Raw genomic sequence first — 17,824 nt, 5'->3', positions numbered from 1 at the left:
GGTGGCCTTCGATGCGTTATCGGCCATTTTCCTCAGCACTGGAGCGAATAAAGGACACGATCCGTTCGCCCAGCGCACGGGCCAAGGGTAGCTGCGGATCGTCGTAGGACGCTAGCTGCTCGTTCCAGGGCGCCGGGGTGATGCGCATCACGTGGTTCATGCTGGGGATCAACGCCAGCTCGGCATCGGGCTTGGCCTGCTTGAGTACCTCGGCGTTGTCCGGGCTGACCTGGGCGTCGTGGGTGCCCTGCACGATCAAGGCGGGTATCTGCAGCGCGGCGAAGTTCTCCGCCGGGTCCTGGCGTAGCAGGCTGATCAGGTAGGGCTGCACGCTGGGGCGATAGATCGCTTGTAGTTCCTTGGGCACCTTGGGCTGCAGCTTGCCGCGGATCAGGTTGGCGAGGATGTGCCGGCTCTCGTCCAGCAACGGCGGTGGCAGGCGCATGGCCAGTTGCATGTCCAGCACCTGGCCAATGGGGTAGGCGGGGCCGGCGATAGATACCAGAGCACTGGCCTGGCTGCCAGGTGCGGCCAGGCTGGCGATCAGCGCGCCCTCGCTGTGACCGATAAGAATCAGTCGATCAAAACGCGGATCGTCCCTTAGCAGACTGGCCCAGCCTTCGACATCGGCGACGTAGCGCTCGACGCTGAGGTCTTTCTCATCCGGTGTGGCGGCGCGGCTGGCGGCCACGCCGCGTTTGTCATAGCGCAGGCTGGCGATGCCATTGCGCGCCAGGACCTGGGCCAGCTTTTTCAATGCATCGTTATGGCCACCCTCTGGGTTGTTGCCGTCGCGGTCGGTGGGGCCGGAGCCGGCGATCAGCAGCGCCACCGGCACCGGTTTGTCGCTTTGCGGCACCAGCAGGCTGCCGTACAGGGTGCCCTGGTCGGTGTCGAGGCTGATGGGCAGTTGTCGGGTGGTGTTGGCCTGGGCCAGACCGGTGATCAGGGTGAGGGACAAGAGCAGGGCTCGTAGCATGATGAGGGTAGGGTAGTGGCAGACTGGCATTGGACGCGTTCGGTTGGACAAGGTTCGGGGTGAACTGCAAGTAGGTGGCAGGTATACTCGCCCACCTTGTGAATCGGGCCTGCGCAGTGGCAGGCCGATGCTGAATCTCGCGGAGTGTCTTCCCATGTCCGGCAATACCTACGGCAAGCTGTTCACCGTCACCACCGCTGGCGAAAGCCATGGCCCGGCGCTGGTCGCCATCGTCGACGGTTGCCCGCCGGGTGTCGAGATTTCTCTGGAAGACCTGCAGCGTGATCTCGATCGCCGCAAGCCGGGCACCAGCCGCCACACCACGCAGCGCCAGGAAGCCGACGAGGTGGAGATTCTCTCCGGCGTGTTCGAGGGCAAGACCACCGGCTGCTCCATCGGCCTGCTGATCCGCAACACGGACCAGAAGTCCAAGGACTACTCGGCGATCAAGGACCTGTTCCGCCCGGCCCACGCCGATTACACCTACCACCACAAGTACGGCTTGCGCGATTACCGTGGCGGTGGCCGCAGCTCGGCGCGCGAAACCGCCATGCGTGTGGCGGCCGGTGCCATCGCCAAGAAGTTCCTGGCCAGCCAGGGCATCGTCATCCGTGGCTACATGAGCCAGCTCGGCCCTATCGAGATTCCGTTCAAGACCTGGGATTCGGTGGAAGAGAACGCCTTCTTCAGCCCCGATCCGGACAAGGTGCCGGAGCTGGAGGCCTACATGGATCAGCTGCGCCGTGACCAGGATTCGGTCGGCGCGAAGATCACCGTAGTCGCCGAAGGCGTCATGCCGGGCCTCGGTGAGCCAATCTTCGACCGCCTCGATGCCGAACTGGCCCATGCGCTGATGAGCATCAACGCGGTCAAGGGCGTGGAGATCGGCGCCGGCTTCGCCTGCGTCGCCCAGCGTGGCACCGAGCATCGCGACGAGCTGACCCCGGAGGGCTTCCTCTCCAATAACGCCGGCGGCATCCTCGGCGGCATCTCCAGCGGCCAGCCGATCGTCGCTCACCTGGCGCTCAAGCCGACCTCCAGCATCACCACGCCGGGGCGCTCCATTGATGTCGATGGCAACCCGGTGGACGTCATCACCAAGGGCCGTCACGACCCCTGCGTGGGCATTCGTGCCACGCCGATTGCCGAGGCCATGATGGCCATCGTGCTGATGGATCATCTGCTGCGCCATCGCGGGCAGAATGCCGACGTGCGCGTCACCACGCCGGTGCTGCCGCAGCTGTGATCCGGGCGGCGGCATGAGCGGGGCACTGCCGTACTGGAGGCTGTCCGGCTTCTACTTCTTCTACTTCGCTCTGCTTGGGGGTACGGCGCCGTTCCTGGCCCTGTACTTCGACCATCTGGGCTTTTCCCCGGCGCGGATCGGCGAGTTGATCGCCATTCCCATGCTGATGCGTTGCCTGGCACCGAACTTGTGGGGCTGGCTGGGTGACCACACCGGTCAGCGCCTGTTGATCGTGCGTTTCGGCGCGCTGTGCACCCTGGTCTGCTTCGCCGGCATCTTCTTCAGCCAGAGCTACGCCTGGCTGGCGCTGATCATGGCCACTCACGCTTTCTTCTGGCATGCGGTGCTGCCACAGTTCGAGGTCATCACCCTGGCCCATCTGCGCGAGCAGGCGGCGCGCTACAGCCAGATTCGCCTTTGGGGCAGCATCGGCTTCATCGTCGCCGTAGTCGGCCTCGGCCTGCTGTTCGAATGGCTGAGCCTGGATGCCTATCCGGCAGCGCTGCTGGTGATCATGGCCGGTATCGTCGCCAGCAGTTTGTGGGTGCCCAATGCGCAGCCTGTGCTGCGCCCTAGCACGCTGGAGTCGGATGGTTTTCTGCGCCAATTGCGTCGCCCCGGCATCCTCGCGTTCTACGCTTGCGTCGGGCTGATGCAACTGAGCAACGGTCCGTACTACACCTTCCTGACCCTGCACCTGGAGGGTGTTGGCTACAGCCGCGGCGCCATCGGGTTGTTCTGGGCGCTGGGGGTAGTGGCGGAGATTCTGCTGTTCCTGGTCATGGCGCGGCTGCTGCAGCGCTATTCGCTGCGCGCGGTATTGTTGGCCAGCTTCCTGATCACCGCCGTGCGCTGGCTGCTGCTGGGTAACCTGGCCCAGTACCTGCCAGTGCTGTTGCTGGCGCAGTGCATGCACGCCGCCACTTTTGGCGCTTTCCATGCTGCGTGCATTCACTTCGTGCAACGCAGCTTCGCCGATCGCCAGCAGGGCCAGGCCCAGGCACTGTATGTCAGTCTGGCCGGGATTGGCGGTGCGTTGGGCGCGCTGTATGCCGGTTACAGCTGGAAGAGCCTGGGCCCGGCCTGGACCTTCGCCATCGCCAGTCTGGTAGCCTTGCTAGCCGCCTTCATCATTGCCACCCGTCTGCCGCCCGAGCGGCCCTGAATCGAGTGAACCCTTCATGAGCAGCCTCGCCGTCTACCAGCACACCTCCCCGGAACTGCCGAACAAGATACTGAACCACGCCGAGGACATCGCCAGCACCCTGGCGGCGGTAGGCATCGATTATCGCCAGGTGGAGCTGCCGGCTGCGTTGCGCCCCGGCTGTGAGCAGGCCGAGTTCGACGCAGCTTATGGTCTGTGGCTGCAGGCGTTCATGGGCAAGGAAGGCCATGTGCAGCAGGAGCTGTTCAACCTGCAGCGCAACCATCCGCAGAAACTGGAGTTGCGTGCGCGTCATCTGGATGAGCAGTCGCAATCGACGGCCAGTGCCTGGTTGTTCCTCGGTGGCTTCGCCCAACTCAGCCTGCACCTCGAAGATCACGTCTACATGCTGCAGGGCGAGAAGGGTGACCTGCTGTCGCTGCCAGCGGGTACCCGCTACTGGTTCGACCTGGGGGAGGAACCGCATGCGCTGGTGGCGCGCCTGAGCGCCAGCGAGGACGCACCTGTGCGCACCGATGACGATATCGCCAGCCGTTTTGCCCGCCTCGGCGATTGAGGGAACCGGCGCCGGTCGCTGACTATCCTATGAAGGCAACTTCTCAGACAGGAGTGTCGTCATGGGTTCCATGTTCAATGGCCTGATTGGCCTGGTCATCCTCGCCCTGGATATCTGGGCCATCCTCAACGTGATCAAGAGCAGCGCCGAGACCGGGATCAAGATTCTATGGATTCTGCTGATCGTGCTGCTGCCTGTGGTCGGCCTGATCATCTGGGCGCTGATGGGGCCGCGCGGCAACGTCAGGATATGAAGCGCCTATGGCTGTTGGCCCTCGTGCTGCTGCCGCTGTTCAGTGTGGCAGCAGACAACGCCGACGCCTGGCAGGCGCTGCGCGAGGGCCGTGCGCTATTGCTGATGCGCCATGCCACGGCGCCAGGTACGGGCGACCCGGCGAACTTTCGTCTGGGACAATGCGAAACCCAGCGCAACCTGAACGATCAAGGGCGTGCCGAGGCCCGGCGTTGGGGCGAGTTGCTCGCGAGTCAGGGGATCGAGCAGCCGCGCCTTCTCAGCAGTCGTTGGTGCCGCGCGCAGGATACGGCCAGCACCATGCAGCGCGGCCCGGTACAGCCATTCCCGGCATTGGATTCGTTCTTTGGTCAGCCAGAGGAGGGTAGCGAGCAGACCGCCGAGCTGATTCGCCAGATCAACGAGTTGCCTGCGGGTGCGCCGTTGGTGCTGGTTTCCCACCAAGTCAATATCACTGCCTTGACCGGCATCTTTCCCGCTTCGGGCGAGGGGCTGATTTTGCCTTTACCGCTGCGCCCTCGGGTTCAGCCACTGGCACGTATACCTGCGCCCTGAGAGGGCTACAAGGCCAGTTGCGCCTGCGCTGGCTGCAATACGCCTTCCAGTTCCAGTAATTGCTGCTTGCGTGGCAGGCCGCCGGCGTAACCGGTGAGGCTGCCGTCGCGGCCGATCACGCGATGGCAGGGCACGATGATGGCGATCGGGTTGGCGCCATTGGCGGTTCCCACCGCACGCACGGCCTGTGGTCTGCCGATGACATTGGCCAGCTCCGAATAGCTGCAGGTGCGGCCATAGGGGATGGCCTGCAGCGCCTGCCAGACCGCCTGCTGGAATGCCGTGCCCTGAGGGGCCAGGCGCACTTCGAATTGGCGACGCTTGCCGGCAAAGTATTCGTCCAGCTGGCTGCAGACAGCGTCCAGCTCACGGCCGGCGGGCTGCCAATGGTCTTCGATGCGCCAGGGCCGGCTGTCCAGCTCCATCAGCAGCAATTGCAAGCCGCTTTCATCGGCCGCCAGAAACAGCGGGCCGACCGGGCTGTCGTGGTAGCGGTAATGCATGGTTCAGCCTCCCGAATAGTTGTGCCAAAGATGTGCCGCCGCATAAGCACGCCACGGACGCCAGGCCTCGGCGTGAGCCTTGAGGCGCCGCGCGTCGATACCTTCCGTTCCCCACACTGGCGCCTTGAGTAGACCTAGGTCGCTTGCGGGAAAGGCGTCAGCCTCACCGAACGCGCGCAGGGCGATGTACTCCGCTGTCCACGGGCCAATGCCGGGTAGGGCACACAATCGCTCGATCAGCGCCAGGCTGCCTTCTTCCAGATCAAGCTTCAGGCTGCCATCGGCGATGCGCGCGGCGAAGTGCTGCAGGCACTGCACACGCTTGCCGGGCATGCCGATGCCGGTCAGATCGGCTTCTGCAAGCGCTTGCGGCGAGGGGAACAGATGGCTGATGCCCAGCGTCTCCGGCGTCTCGATTAGCGTGCCGACACGCTGCACCAGGCGCCCGACGATGGTGACCGCCGCCTTGACCGTGACCTGCTGACCGACGATGGCGCGAACCGCCTGCTCGAACGGATCGAACGCCACCGGCAGGCGCAGGCCGGGATTGCGCAGCAGCAGTGGCGCGAGCAACTCATCAGTGCTCAGGTGCAAGGCAATGGTTTCGGGGTCACTGTCGAGATCGAACATGCGCCGTATGCGTCGTTCGAGTTGATCCAGATGCGCGGGCGAGGCCAGGTAACAGCGCAACTCCAGCGCGTTCTGCCCCGGCAGCGGAGCGACCCTGAACCAGCCCGGTGCGCCATCGAGGCTGAAGCCACGGCTGTAGCTGTCCGCGCTCAGCGTCTCCAGCCCAGGAATCGCGCGCAGGGCAAAATGGCTGTGGAACTGTTGCCAGTGCCAGGGCGGTTGGTAGGGCAGAAGCAGCGTGATGATGTTCATGGCTGGCACCCTAGCGCGGTGCTTGCGGCTTGTCAGCGTGAAGATGACTTTCAAATCCCGTTGGGAGAATGGAATACCGGCTGTTCGTAGAGAGGATCGAAATGCCGACCACTCGTAGCGGAGGCTCAGGAGCGCAGCGAACAGTCCACCAGAAATACGCCTACACCATCGCCCCACGTTGATAACGCCCTGGCGTCATGCCCTTCCAGCGCTTGAAGGCGTGGATGAAGTTCGACAGCTCGCCATAACCCAGGCGCTCGGCGATTTCCTCCAGGCTCAGGCCGCCGCCTGCCAGCAGCTCTTCGGCCAGTGCCTGGCGCACTTCATCCTGCAGCGCACGGAAGCTGGTGCCTTCCTCGATCAGGCGGCGCCTCAGGGTACGGCTGCTCAGGTGTAGACGCTCCGCGACCTGTTCCATATCGGCGATCTGCCCCGGCGACTGCAACAGCAACTGGCGCACCCGCCCGGCCAGGCCCTGATGCCATTGATGGCGCGCCAGCAATGCCTGGCACTGCTGCTCGCAGGCGCTGACCAGTTGCGGGTTGGCCCGTGGCAGCGGGGCGTCCAGCAGTTCGGCAGCGAAGCCCATGCGATTGCAGGGTGCGCCAAAGCGTGGCGCCTGGCCGAAGGCGGCGATGAAAGGCGCCAGATCAGCCGGCGCGTTTTGGCGCAGCTCCACATCAAGTAATCGCAGCGAGCTACCGAGCAATTCACGCACGACCACCAGGGCTCCGACCATGTCGCGCTGCACGATGAAATCATGCAGCGCCGGGGGCAGGGCGCTGTCGTCGAAATTCAGGCTGGCGACGGCATCCTCCACATTCAGGCTGATGCGGGTGAAGGCATAGGTCAGGCCGTGATAGCGCAGGCCCAGCTCGGCGGCCTGGCGCACCGTGGCGCTGCTGAGAATGGCATAACCCCAGGCGCCATAGGTGGTCAGGTGGTAGCGTCGACCGGCCTGCAAGCCGAGATCTTCGACTGCTGGCAGCGCCTCGATCAGGTTGGCAATCAACTGCAGCTCACGCTGCGCCTCGATCTCCCCATTCAGGCTGGCCAACTGCACCGGGCTGAGCCCCGTTTGATGCAGGCACCTGTCCAGGCTCAGACCCAGATCGAGCCCCAGTTGGGTGAGCAACTGAATGCTGGTGATACTGCGGCGTGCAGGCCAAGGGGATGACATAGATTGTCCGAAAATCACAATATCCTGGCCGACTATGCCATAACCCGGGCAGGGCGAGGCAAGTAGCATCGGTTCATCTTCATACACGGGTCATCACAATGAACAACAACCCCCGTACGAACGCGCCTTGGCGCGTGTTGATCATCGGCAGCGGCTTTGCCGGTCTGGGTCTGGCCATGCAGTTGCGCAAGGCCGGCGAGGACGACTTCCTTTTGCTCGAGAAGGCTGGCGAGGTCGGCGGTACCTGGCGCGACAACAGCTATCCGGGCGCCGCCTGCGATGTGCCTTCGCACCTGTATTCCTTTTCCTTCGAGCCCAAGCACGACTGGTCGCGCAAGTTCGCGCCGCAGGCGGAAATCCACGCCTACATCCTGCAATGCGTGGAGAAACACCGGCTGCGCCCGCACATCCGCCTGAACAGCGAAGTGCTCGGTGCCGATTTCGATGCCGCGCGCGGTATCTGGCGTGTCGAGCTGGCAGGGGGCGAAGTGATCGAGACGCAGGCGCTGATCAGTGCCTGCGGCCAGCTCAATCGGCCGGCCTATCCGAAACTGCTCGGCCTGGAACATTTCCGTGGCGAGGCTTTTCACTCGGCACGCTGGCGGCATGATCTGGATCTGACCGGCAAGCGCGTGGCGGTGATCGGCACCGGCGCTTCGGCGATCCAGTTCGTGCCGCAGATCCAGCCGAAGGTCGCCAGCCTGAGCCTGTTCCAGCGTTCGGCGGCCTATGTGCTGGCCAAACCGGATCGTACCTATCGACCCTGGGAGATTGCCCTGAAACAGCGTTTGCCGCTGCTGCAACGCGCCGACCGCCTCCTGCAATACCTGCATCACGAGGGGCGGGCGCTGGCCTTTATCCGCTTCCCCTGGCTGATGCGCCTGTTTCGCCACAGCTTCACCCGCCACCTGCAGCGGCAGATGCCCGATGCTGGCAAGCGCGCGCAGTTGCAGCCGAACTACCCCATGGGTTGCAAACGTATCCTGATCAGCAACGACTACTTCCCGGCGCTGGCGCAGGCCAATGTCGAGATCGTCGACGCGGCGATTCGCGAGGTGCGCGAGCATTCCCTGGTGACGGCCGATGGTCGTGAGCACCCCTGCGATGTGCTGATCTACGGCACCGGTTTCACCGCCACCGACTTCCTCGCGCCGATGTGCATTCGCGGCCTCGACGGGCTGGAGCTGAATCAGGCCTGGAAGGAGGGCGCCGAGGCTTACAAGGGCATCAGCGTCAGCGGCTTTCCCAATCTGTTCCTGCTCTACGGGCCGAACACCAACCTCGGCCACAACTCGATTCTCTACATGCTGGAGAGCCAGTACGCCTACGTACTGGGCTGCCTGCAGGTGCTGCGCGAGCAGCAACTGCGTTATCTCGATCTGCGGCCGACGGTGCAACGGCACTACAACGCGGAGTTGCAACAGGCGACCCATCGAACGATATGGGAACAGGGTTGCGACAGCTGGTACAAGACCGATACCGGCAAGAACACCAACAACTGGCCGGGTTTCACCTTCACCTATCGCCTCATGACCCGTACTCCGGAGCTTGCCGACTATGACTGCGTCCGCTGACTTCAAAGCCCCCGCTGCCGAGCAGATGCTGCTGCGCGGCCTGTTGCGCGGTTTTCTGCGTCTGTTCTTTCGCGGTCTGGTGCGGCCACCGATGCCCGTGCCGGCGCAGCGCCGCATATTGCGCGCACTCACCACCATCACCCTGACGCCGCGTGGCGTAACGCGCAGCGCCGATACCCTGGCCGGGCGCCCTTGCGAATGGCATCGACCGCCTGCCAGCAGCGGTAGCGTGCTGCTTTATTTACACGGTGGCGCCTTCATGATCGGCGGGCCGGACACGCACCGGGGCATCTGCGCCAGCCTGGCCAAACGCGCTGTCCTTGAAGTCTGTGCGCTGGATTACCGCCTGGCGCCGGAACATCCCTATCCCGCTGCGCGCGATGATGTGGTGGCGGCTTACCAGGCGCTGCTGGACGCCGGTTATAGACCTGAACAGATCGCCATTGGCGGCGACTCGGCCGGCGGCAACCTGAGCCTGGTCGGCTGCCTGCGCATTATCGAACTCGGTCTGCCGGCGCCCGCCGCCCTGGTGTGCTTCTCGCCGGTCACCGACTTCACCGGTGAGCAGATGCACGAGCCGCTGGCCGGAGATCCGCTGCTCCATCCCAGTTGGATCGAACAGGCCGCGCAGCTGTATTGCCCGGCCGACCTGCCGCGCAATGATCCGGGCATGTCGCCGCTGTTCGCTGACCTTAGCCAACTGCCGCCGACGCTGATCCAGGTGGGCGAAGACGAGTTGCTGCTCAACGACAGCCTGCGCCTGGCCGAGCGCGCCAAAGCGGCTGGGATCAACCTGCGCCTGGAGCGTTATCCGGGGTTGTGGCACGTATTCCAGGCGCATGTCGGCATGTTGCGCGCGGCGGATTACGCCATCGCCCGTGTGGCGGCCTTTCTCCGTGAGCGGGGTGTGTGATGAACAGCATTCTCATCAGCGGCGCCGCATCAGGCATTGGCGCCGCCACCGCGCGGCTGTTTCACGCACGGGGCTGGCGCGTCGGGTTGCTCGATGTCGATGAAAAGGCGCTGGCAGCCTTGGCCACAGAGCTGGGTGGCGCCTGGCATGCGCCGCTGGATGTGGTCGATGCCGCGGCGGTGAAAGCCGCGCTGGCCGACTTCTGCGCGCAAAGTGGTGGCCAGTTGCGCCTGTTGTTCAACGGCGCAGGCATTCTGCGCACCGGTGCCTTCGCCGATATCGAGCTGGAGCAACACACACGGCTGGTACAGATCAACGTGCTCGGCGTGCTCAACCTCTGCCATGCGGCCTTTAACTATCTCAAAGTCACGCCGGACGCGCAGGTGATCAATATGGGCTCGGCCTCGGGGCTTTACGGCGTGCCGCAGCTGGCCAGTTACTCAGCCAGCAAGTTCGCCGTGCGAGGGCTTACCGAGGCGCTGGAGCTGGAGTGGCGCGAACATGGCATCCGTGTGGGTGACCTGATGCCGCCATTCGTCGACACGCCGATGGTGCGCAGTCAGGCGCAGCGTCCGCCGGTGATGCGTCGTCTGGGCGTGCGCCTGGAGGCCGAGCAGATCGCCGAAGCGGCCTGGAAGCAGGCCCACGCCAGCACCGTGCATCGCCCGGTGGGGCTGCAGTTCGGGCTGTTGTTCAACCTTGGGCAGATCACGCCGGGCTGGATCAACAGGTTACTGATGGCCTGGCTCAGTCGTTCATGAGTTCCGGCAAGGCGTTCAGGCTGGCCAATTGCCGTCGGTCGTCGGCTTTGTCACAAAGGCTTTCTGGGCGACGCCAACCTCGCGTTTAGCGGCTACTCTTGGGGTGACGGTTTTCAGCCCGGCGTTCTGTCGGGCAGTCGTCGATACGCTTGCAGTAGACACATCGAGCACCAGCTCGATTCTCGGGGCGGCGCCACTTGGGTGCTTCTGTAAACGCAGGGCGTTTTCAGAGGTTTCCGGTAGAGGCCGCGACACCGTCTGTAGGACGGTCGCATTGGGAAAGCGGTTAATCCATCCATAGCCTGAGAGGGGGTCGTTTATGAGCACAGCCTTCCACGAAGACTCCAGCACATCGGTGCTGCGTCGGATGAAAGAAGGGGGATTCGACTTCGCCCAGTTTCACCCGATCGAGTTCTACGCCATCTTTCCCGACGAAGAACGGGCCAGAACGGCGGCCAGAAACTTTCGCGGCGAGTCGCTCAACGCTCAGATATCCGCCCGTGAGGACGGCATCTGGCACCTGCAAATCAGCAAAGTGATGTATGCCACCCATGCCGGTATCGGCGAGTTCGAACATGACCTGGAGTCCATCGTCGTCCCGCTGGGCGGCAAGATGGATGGCTGGGGCGTTACCCAGGAGGTGAAAGCGTCAGCCATGCGTTAGGGAAACACTGAAAAAATTGTCATGCCCGCGCAGGCGGGCATCCAGAACCATCGAATTATCTGGGCTCCCGCCTTCGCGGGAGTGACGATAGCTGGCTTTTTCAGGACATCCTCAAATGTGGATGCAGCGGCGTCCATCAGCTCAGACCATCGGCCGGCTGTCCGGCCGATGGCTTCAACTCCCAGCCCACCTCGACTTGCCAATCCTTCTCGCGCAGACTGCGCGGCGGAGGTAGCTATGGCCGATGTTCTGATCCTGACTCATATCGATTATTGCCCGCCAGCCCATCTGGCGCAGGTGCTGCAGGCGCGTGGCTGCAGTTTCGACGTGCTGCGCGTCGATCTGGGTGAACTGCACGGTTACGACCTGGAGCGGCCCAAGGCGGTCGCCGTGATGGGCGGGCCGATGAGCGTCAATGACCCGTTGCCCTGGATCGTCGACGAAGTGACTGCGTTGCAGCGCTTTATCAAGCGCGACATTCCCATCATCGGTCACTGCCTGGGCGGCCAGCTGCTGGCCAAGGCACTGGGTGCCGGCATCCGTCGCATGCCTTACACCGAAGCGGGTTGGCAGCACATGCAACGTCGTGCAGAAGCTGTCGATAGCCCCTGGCTGGCGCATCTGCCTGCAGCGTTCAGCATCTTCCAGTGGCACGGCGACACCTTCTCGCTGCCTGACGGCGCCCAGCCTCTGTTGAGTAGTCAGTGGTGCGACAATCAGGCCTTCGCCTGGGGTGACAAGGTGCTGGCGCTGCAGGGCCATCCGGAGATGACCGAAGATCTGATCGCGCTCTGGCTAGACGACTGGGCACATTTGCTCAATGCCCGCCAGCCCAGCCAGCAGAGTATCGCCGAGATGCATGACGACCTGAGTGGGAAGGTCAGGGCACTGAACCAGGTTGCCGAAGGTTTCTACGCACACTGGCTGAAACTCGCTGGCCTTTGAGCCTGGAGAGGGCGAGGTGCCATCGGCGCTTGGCCGCAGCTCAAAGCTCGTCAGGGATCAACGCCAGCAGATCCGTCACACCTACATCCACGCCCGCCTGGGTTAGTAGCGTCGTAGCCTGCCCGCGGTGATGCGTCTGGTGGTTGAACAGATGCATCAGCAGTGCGAAGAAGTGCTTTTGCGCGGCCGCACCCTTCATGTTGCGGTAGCTCAACGGCTGATCCAGCTGCTCTTCGCCCATCTCGGCGGCCAGGGCTTCGATGCAACTGTCCAGCTGTTTACGCAGTGCGGCCAGCTCGCGTATATCCGTACCCATCGATTGATCCAGGCGCGTCGGCGCTTCCGGCCCTGCGAGCGCCTGCAATGAGCGGAAGTTCGCCGGGTGTGCGGTATAGCGCCCAAGCCAGATCCGGTCAGCCACCAGCAGATGATTGAGCGTGCCGAGGATCGAGCCGAAGAACGCACCACGCTCGGCACTCAGCGCTTCGTCGGCCAGAGTGGAAGCAGCCGCGTAGAGCCGTTCGTTCATCCAGCTGTTGTAGCGTGCCATCAGGCGGATATGGTCGATTCTCTGCATGTTTTCACCTGTTGCGTACGACTTACCGTTGACTGTGGCGGCTGCGCCAATCTTCGCTGAGCAGCCCGAAGAGTGCCGAGTCCGACACCTGTCCGTCGATGATCCAACGCTGACGTAGCAATCCTTCCTGGCTGAAGCCCAGGCGCTCCAGAGCACGACCGGAGGCGCTGTTGGTTGGGTCGATTTCAGCCTCGACACGATTCAGCTTCAAAGCTTCGAAACCATGGCGCAGTAGCTCGCCAGCCGCCTCCTGAACGTAACCCTTGCCCCAGGCAGACGATGCAATGCCAAAACCGATCTCTGCACGACGCGACTCCGGCTCATAGTTGAACAGTAGGCATTTGCCGATCAGCTCGGCGCTTTCCCTGTCGACGATAGCCAGGGTCAGGCGTTGGCCATCGTGCATGGCCTGTTGCTCGGCGCGGATGAAATCCTGTGCCACGACTTCGGAGCTCCAAGGTGGCGTGTTCCAGTACTGCATGACTTGCGGATCGGAAAAGATCGCGAACAGCGCGGCAGCATCCGCTGCTTGCAGAGGGCGCAGGACAAGACGTGGCGTCGTCAGCGTGACGGAATGATCGGGCATCGGATTTCCTCGCGGCTCAGGTGTTCAAAAGCGCTCGTCGGCGATGGCCGGTAGCACCAGCTCACGCACGTAACTGGCATCGGACAGGCTCAGTAGCGTTCGCACCAGAGCGACGACATCGTGCAGCGGAATCAGCTGACCTTCGCCATTTTGCGCCGCCTGTTCAACCGGTGTTTGCAGGCCATCCTGGGTATTGAGGTAGCCCAGTTGCAGGCAGGTGACGGCCAGACGCTGATCGCGAAAACCTTCGCGCAGGGTCTCGGCAATGCCCTTGAGGGCGAACTTGCTGGCGCCGAAGGTGACTTCCGGGCGGCCGCTCTGTGGCAGGGCCGAGGTGGAGGCGGTGAGGATCAACTGCGGCTTGGCGCCGCCTAGCAGGCGCGGTAGCAGGCGTTTGAGCAGCAGTAAGGTCGCACCGATATTAACGCTGACCATCTCGAGAATCTGCGCGTCGTCGTCCTGCAGAAAGCTGTAGTCATCCTCGAACGCGCGAGTTTCCCAGATCCCCAGGTTGTAGATGATCGCGTCCAGCTTTTGCGGTGCCTGGGCTTCAATGGCGTCCACAGCTCGCAGCGGATCGCTCATATCCGCTTCGATCCACTGGATGCCCGTAGGCAGATCGGCCGGGCGGCTGCGTGAAATTCCGATCAGCTCGTGGCTTGGCGCCAAACCCTCTACCAGCGCACGGCCGAGACCTCGGCTTGCACCAATCACCATGATGCGCATCCTGTACCTCCTTGATTCATGCTGGGTTCTTCCATGGCTCCGGCGAGGGTAACGCTCGCCCGAGAGGAAGACTGGGACGTTAAGTGGGGAACTGGTGGTGGGTCAAACGGGATATGCCAGACAAGCACTTATCGCGTGGGGGATTGCTCTCACCGTCACTCCCGCGAAGGCGGGAGCCCAGAGAGTTGTTCTGGGTACCCGCCTGCGCGGAACGACGGTCGCTGCAGGTGATGCAGGCTCGCAGGTGATGGCGACTACTGACCGCTCGGCTCCGACCATACGGCAAACTCGTTGCCGCCTGGCTCGACGAAGTGAAAGCGTCGGCCACCTGGGAAGGTAAAGATCGGTTTGATGATTTCACCACCCGCAGCCTTGACCTTGGCCAGGGTGTCTTCCAGCTGTGCGCTATAGAACACGATCAGCGCGCTGCCGTTGTCGCTGCGCGCGGACATCTCGGCGCTGAAGAAACCGCCATCCAGGCCTTCGTCGGCGAAGGCGGCGTAATCGGGGCCGTAGTTCGTGAAGCCCCAGCCGAAAGCGGCTTGGAAGAAAGCCCTGGTGGCGGGCAGGTCGCGGGTTGGGTATTCGACGTAGTTGATCTTTTCGTGGGTTGGCATGCCGGGTTCCTTGGCATTGAAAGAGTACTGCTCTTGGGGCGCTGAGCTTAATCCCACGGAAAAGCTTGAACCTCTCCGACATCAATCTCGTAGTCGCCTGGAGCGATTTCCACCTCGATGTCCCAGTCTGTTGGAGCCGAGTCAGCTTCGACATTCGAGCAGGTAAGAAACGCGGAGACTTCTATTTCTGTCTGGCTGTCGAGGTTATCAGATTCAAGCTCTACCTCTTCCTTATCGATAGAGTCCCATAAGTAAGTGACTACCGAAATAGATGCATTGACTTGTACAGAGGCAGTTACCTCAATAAGCCAGCGGGTTGGGTCTTCCTCGTCGTTCCATATTGAGGTTTTTTCTACTAGAAGATCGTGATCGCTCAAATGGATGTCAGAGACTTCACCTTCAACGCGGGCGTTTACATTGGAGTATATTTCTCCAATGCTCCAGGATGCGTTGTGGAGGTGATCTTCGAGTGCATTGCTAAGTTTTGAGCGTAAAGGGGATTTTTCGTCTTCTAAAGCCTTGTTTATTGCTTCGTGTACTTGAGCTGCGAGCGCTCCTGTCGCTGTGAAAAGTGCAGTGAGTTCGTCTAAGGATTTTACACAGTAAAGATATTCTGATTGGGCTGCGAAAGCCTCCCATCCGTTGTCTTTTGATATTACTATTCCGGTTGTTTCGTTATTCGTAGCAAATTTTTCCAGCACCAGAAGAGATGTTGCATCTGGGAATTCAGTTTTCTTGGCTGCATTCAATTCAAATGGAGGGCTGGAGTTGAAATATCTATTAAATAGCTCTGTCAGAATGCCATCGCCTTCAGTTGGTAGAACTCCGCCTCTGCACTTTGAGGCATAATCTTCCAGGCGCTTGCGGAAATGAGCGCTGGCCGATTCGGTTGGCGTCATTGCTCGGAAAAGATCGCTGATTTGATCTAGCGGTAACTCTGCTCTGCGCTTCAGGTTGTTTAAAGAACTTTCGAATGTTTGAATGGACTTGAGCACTGGATCCATTAGGTGTTTTATTATTTCATTCGCAACTATGTCCGTTAATTGAAGTTCCATGCTTGAAGGAAGTTGTCTGTGAAGCTGATTCAAGGCGCCTGCTTCAAAGCTATATCCCGCGCTTTGAATTACATCCGTGTCAATCGAGAAAAAACTGATTTCTCCATTTAATAGCTGCGCGGGAGTGGGAATTCCTTCGGGCATGCATTGGCTCCTTGGTTATTTTCTATGTTCAATATGGCTATCTAAGTAGGCTTTGCTTTTTCTCTGTGCTAGGGAAGCTCTGAAAGGTTCCTTTTCGGAAGTTGCAGGCCAGTAACCATACGACTTATAGAGCGGCGACTTTGTAAAAACGGTTTTTCCAGAGTTTCTCTAGACGAGGAGAACGAAAGGCACAGCGGTTTAACCACTGCACCTTTCGTTTCAGCGGTTAAACCGCTCCACCAACGCATACTGACCCTGTGCGGTGTTGGTCAGGGCTTCGCTGAGTTTGGCGGTGTCGTTGGCTTCGCCAGCAGTCTGGTCGGCCAGTTGGGCGATGGTGGTGATGTTCTGGTTGATCTCGTCGGCGACGGCGCTTTGCTCTTCCGCCGCGGCGGCGATCTGATTGGCCATGTCGGCGATATTAGCCACCGAGTCGCTGATGCCGGACAGCGCCTGATCGGCCTGCAGCACGCGTTCGACGCCTTCGTCGGCCTGCTTGCGGCCAATTTCCATGGTCAGCACGGCCTCTTCGGCGGTGCGCTGCAGTTTGGCGATCAGGGCGTGGATCTGTTCGGTGGACTCGGCGGTGCGTTGCGCCAGCGAACGTACCTCGTCGGCTACCACGGCGAAACCGCGGCCCATTTCGCCAGCGCGAGCAGCTTCGATGGCGGCGTTGAGGGCGAGCAGGTTGGTCTGGTCGGCGATGCCTTTGATCACGTCGACCACGCCGCCAATCTCGCTGCTGTCCTGGGCCAGGCGGGTCACGGTCTCGCCGGTATCGCCCACCGATTGCGACAGGCGCTGGATGGCTTCGCGGGTTTCTGCGGCGATGGTGCGGCCTTCGCTGGTAAGGCGGTTGGCTTCCTGGGTGGCGATAGCGGTACGGGCGACGTTGCTCGCCACTTCCAGGGTGGTGGCGGCCATTTCGTTGACGGCGGTAGCGACCTGCTCGGTCTCGCTGCGCTGGCGCTCGAGGCCAGCCGAGCTGTTGTGCGCTAGCTTGTCGGCTTCACGCGCTTGCAGGGTGAGTTGCTCGGCGGTGTCCTGCAGGCGGGTGAGGCAGGTTTTCAGGCGTGCTTCCTGGCTGAGCATGGCCATTTCCAGGCGTGCTTCGGCGCCACGGCTGTCGGTGTACATCTGCGCGATCAGCGGGTCGGATGTGGTTTGCTCGGCAATGCGCAGCAGGCGTTTGACGCCGCGCGTCTGCCAGGCGATGCCAGCCAGGCCCAGCGGCACGGAGAGCAGGGCGGCGAGGATGAAGCCCCAGTTGCTGCCCATCCAGTGGCCGATCATGAAGCCGATCTGGCTGACCAGAATGAAGGGCATCCACGCCTGGACGATGGGCAGCCAATGGTTGCTGGCCGGGACGGCAGACTTGCCGGCGTTGATGCGGGCGTACAGCGTTTCGGCGCGGCGTACCTGCTCGGCGGTCGGTTTGACACGGACGGATTCGTAGCCGACGACCTGGTTGTTTTCGGTCACGGGCGTGACGTAGGCGTTGACCCAGTAGTGGTCACCGTTCTTGCAGCGGTTCTTGACGATGCCCATCCACGGGCGGCCCTTCTTAAGGGTCGTCCACATATGCTCGAACACGGCCGCCGGAACGTCCGGGTGGCGCACGATGTTGTGTGGCGCGCGCAGCAGCTCTTCACGACTGAAGCCGCTGATGTCGACGAAGGCGTCGTTGCAGTAGGTGATTTGCCCTTTGAGATCGGTGGTGGATATCAGGCGTTGTTGCGCAGGAAAAGTGCGCTCACGCTGAGTGACCGGCTGGTTGTTACGCATGGCAGGTATCCGTCGTTGTAATGCCCTGTCATCGGCCGACGGACGGCAAAGTTGAGGGCTGAATCCATTTTTGGCGAGTGTAAACGCTTTTTGAATGACGTCACATTTTTGTCACGGCATGAGCCGTCCTTGGCCCGACGGTAAGGCCCTGCCGCGTGG

20 protein-coding genes are annotated in these 17,824 nt (G+C 61.9%); 10 read left to right on the top strand and 10 right to left on the bottom strand.

From position 1 onward, the window contains the following. Window positions 1–16: 16 nt before the first annotated feature. Complete coding sequence (locus CDO35_RS06180) at window positions 17–1,009, bottom strand: alpha/beta hydrolase (RefSeq protein ID WP_099523079.1); 993 nt, start codon at window positions 1,007–1,009, stop codon at window positions 17–19. Between the two features lie 124 nt (window positions 1,010–1,133). Here CDO35_RS06180 and aroC point away from each other — a divergent pair, with 124 nt between their 5' ends. The 5 genes from aroC to CDO35_RS06155 all read left to right on the top strand — a co-directional run bounded on the left by aroC (window position 1,134) and on the right by CDO35_RS06155 (window position 4,753). Next, entirely contained in the window at window positions 1,134–2,225 is a 1,092-nt protein-coding gene (gene aroC / locus CDO35_RS06175) for a chorismate synthase (protein WP_099523078.1), read from the top strand. A gap of 13 nt (window positions 2,226–2,238) precedes the next feature. Further along, window positions 2,239–3,390, top strand: coding sequence for an MFS transporter (locus CDO35_RS06170; protein ID WP_099523077.1), 1,152 nt, complete (start codon window positions 2,239–2,241; stop codon window positions 3,388–3,390). Between the two features lie 16 nt (window positions 3,391–3,406). Beyond that, complete coding sequence (locus tag CDO35_RS06165) at window positions 3,407–3,946, top strand: cupin domain-containing protein (RefSeq protein ID WP_099523076.1); 540 nt, start codon at window positions 3,407–3,409, stop codon at window positions 3,944–3,946. 61 nt (window positions 3,947–4,007) lie between these two features. Then, window positions 4,008–4,199, top strand: coding sequence for a PLDc N-terminal domain-containing protein (locus CDO35_RS06160; RefSeq protein ID WP_099523075.1), 192 nt, complete (start codon window positions 4,008–4,010; stop codon window positions 4,197–4,199). After that, window positions 4,196–4,753: a histidine phosphatase family protein gene (locus CDO35_RS06155; protein ID WP_099523074.1), complete on the top strand. Its 558-nt coding sequence runs from the start codon at window positions 4,196–4,198 to the stop codon at window positions 4,751–4,753. The genes CDO35_RS06160 and CDO35_RS06155 overlap by 4 nt, the downstream gene beginning before the upstream one ends. A gap of 5 nt (window positions 4,754–4,758) precedes the next feature. On the opposite strand, the gene CDO35_RS06150 is transcribed toward CDO35_RS06155, so the two are convergent. The 3 genes from CDO35_RS06150 to CDO35_RS06140 form a co-directional block, all read right to left on the bottom strand. Continuing rightward, window positions 4,759–5,256, bottom strand: a complete 498-nt coding sequence (locus CDO35_RS06150) for a methylated-DNA--[protein]-cysteine S-methyltransferase (protein ID WP_099523073.1) — start codon at window positions 5,254–5,256, stop codon at window positions 4,759–4,761. Window positions 5,257–5,259: 3 nt separating this feature from the next. Then, a complete protein-coding gene (locus CDO35_RS06145) occupies window positions 5,260–6,138 on the bottom strand; it encodes a DNA-3-methyladenine glycosylase family protein (protein WP_099523072.1) in 879 nt (292 codons plus the stop codon). A gap of 160 nt (window positions 6,139–6,298) precedes the next feature. Then, entirely contained in the window at window positions 6,299–7,318 is a 1,020-nt protein-coding gene (locus CDO35_RS06140; RefSeq protein ID WP_208019939.1) for an AraC family transcriptional regulator, read from the bottom strand. A gap of 98 nt (window positions 7,319–7,416) precedes the next feature. Here CDO35_RS06140 and CDO35_RS06135 point away from each other — a divergent pair, with 98 nt between their 5' ends. From CDO35_RS06135 to CDO35_RS06115, 5 genes are all read left to right on the top strand, one after another. Then, window positions 7,417–8,892, top strand: coding sequence for a flavin-containing monooxygenase (locus CDO35_RS06135; protein WP_208019938.1), 1,476 nt, complete (start codon window positions 7,417–7,419; stop codon window positions 8,890–8,892). Next, a complete protein-coding gene (locus tag CDO35_RS06130; protein ID WP_099523070.1) occupies window positions 8,876–9,805 on the top strand; it encodes an alpha/beta hydrolase in 930 nt (309 codons plus the stop codon). Before CDO35_RS06135 ends, CDO35_RS06130 begins: the two co-directional genes overlap by 17 nt. Then, window positions 9,805–10,566 carry an SDR family oxidoreductase gene (locus tag CDO35_RS06125; protein ID WP_099523069.1) on the top strand — a complete coding sequence of 254 codons (762 nt, stop codon included), beginning with the start codon at window positions 9,805–9,807 and terminating at the stop codon, window positions 10,564–10,566. Before CDO35_RS06130 ends, CDO35_RS06125 begins: the two co-directional genes overlap by 1 nt. Window positions 10,567–10,885: 319 nt before the next feature. Continuing rightward, entirely contained in the window at window positions 10,886–11,230 is a 345-nt protein-coding gene (locus CDO35_RS06120) for a ribonuclease E inhibitor RraB (protein ID WP_017679242.1), read from the top strand. 237 nt (window positions 11,231–11,467) lie between these two features. Continuing rightward, window positions 11,468–12,175, top strand: coding sequence for a type 1 glutamine amidotransferase (locus CDO35_RS06115; protein WP_099523068.1), 708 nt, complete (start codon window positions 11,468–11,470; stop codon window positions 12,173–12,175). A 40-nt stretch (window positions 12,176–12,215) separates the two neighbouring features. On the opposite strand, the gene CDO35_RS06110 is transcribed toward CDO35_RS06115, so the two are convergent. The 6 genes from CDO35_RS06110 to CDO35_RS06085 form a co-directional block, all read right to left on the bottom strand. Beyond that, on the bottom strand, window positions 12,216–12,752 hold the full coding sequence (locus CDO35_RS06110; protein ID WP_099523067.1) for a DinB family protein: 537 nt from the start codon (window positions 12,750–12,752) through the stop codon (window positions 12,216–12,218). A 22-nt stretch (window positions 12,753–12,774) separates the two neighbouring features. Next, entirely contained in the window at window positions 12,775–13,338 is a 564-nt protein-coding gene (locus tag CDO35_RS06105; protein WP_099523066.1) for a GNAT family N-acetyltransferase, read from the bottom strand. A 24-nt stretch (window positions 13,339–13,362) separates the two neighbouring features. Further along, complete coding sequence (locus CDO35_RS06100) at window positions 13,363–14,064, bottom strand: SDR family oxidoreductase (protein WP_099523065.1); 702 nt, start codon at window positions 14,062–14,064, stop codon at window positions 13,363–13,365. Between the two features lie 254 nt (window positions 14,065–14,318). Continuing rightward, a complete protein-coding gene (locus tag CDO35_RS06095; RefSeq protein WP_099523064.1) occupies window positions 14,319–14,681 on the bottom strand; it encodes a VOC family protein in 363 nt (120 codons plus the stop codon). Between the two features lie 47 nt (window positions 14,682–14,728). Beyond that, on the bottom strand, window positions 14,729–15,880 hold the full coding sequence (locus CDO35_RS06090) for a PIN domain-containing protein (protein WP_099523063.1): 1,152 nt from the start codon (window positions 15,878–15,880) through the stop codon (window positions 14,729–14,731). A 219-nt stretch (window positions 15,881–16,099) separates the two neighbouring features. Then, the gene (locus CDO35_RS06085) at window positions 16,100–17,665 is read right to left on the bottom strand and encodes a methyl-accepting chemotaxis protein (RefSeq protein ID WP_099523062.1); all 1,566 of its coding nucleotides are present in this window, start codon (window positions 17,663–17,665) and stop codon (window positions 16,100–16,102) included. Window positions 17,666–17,824: the final 159 nt, after the last annotated feature.

The sequence above is a fragment of the Pseudomonas sediminis genome, from assembly GCF_002741105.1.
Taxonomy (GTDB): Bacteria; Pseudomonadota; Gammaproteobacteria; order Pseudomonadales; family Pseudomonadaceae; genus Aquipseudomonas; species Aquipseudomonas sediminis.
The sequence above is the reverse complement of the archived record's forward strand: the minus strand, read 5'-3'. Positions and strand labels throughout refer to the sequence as shown.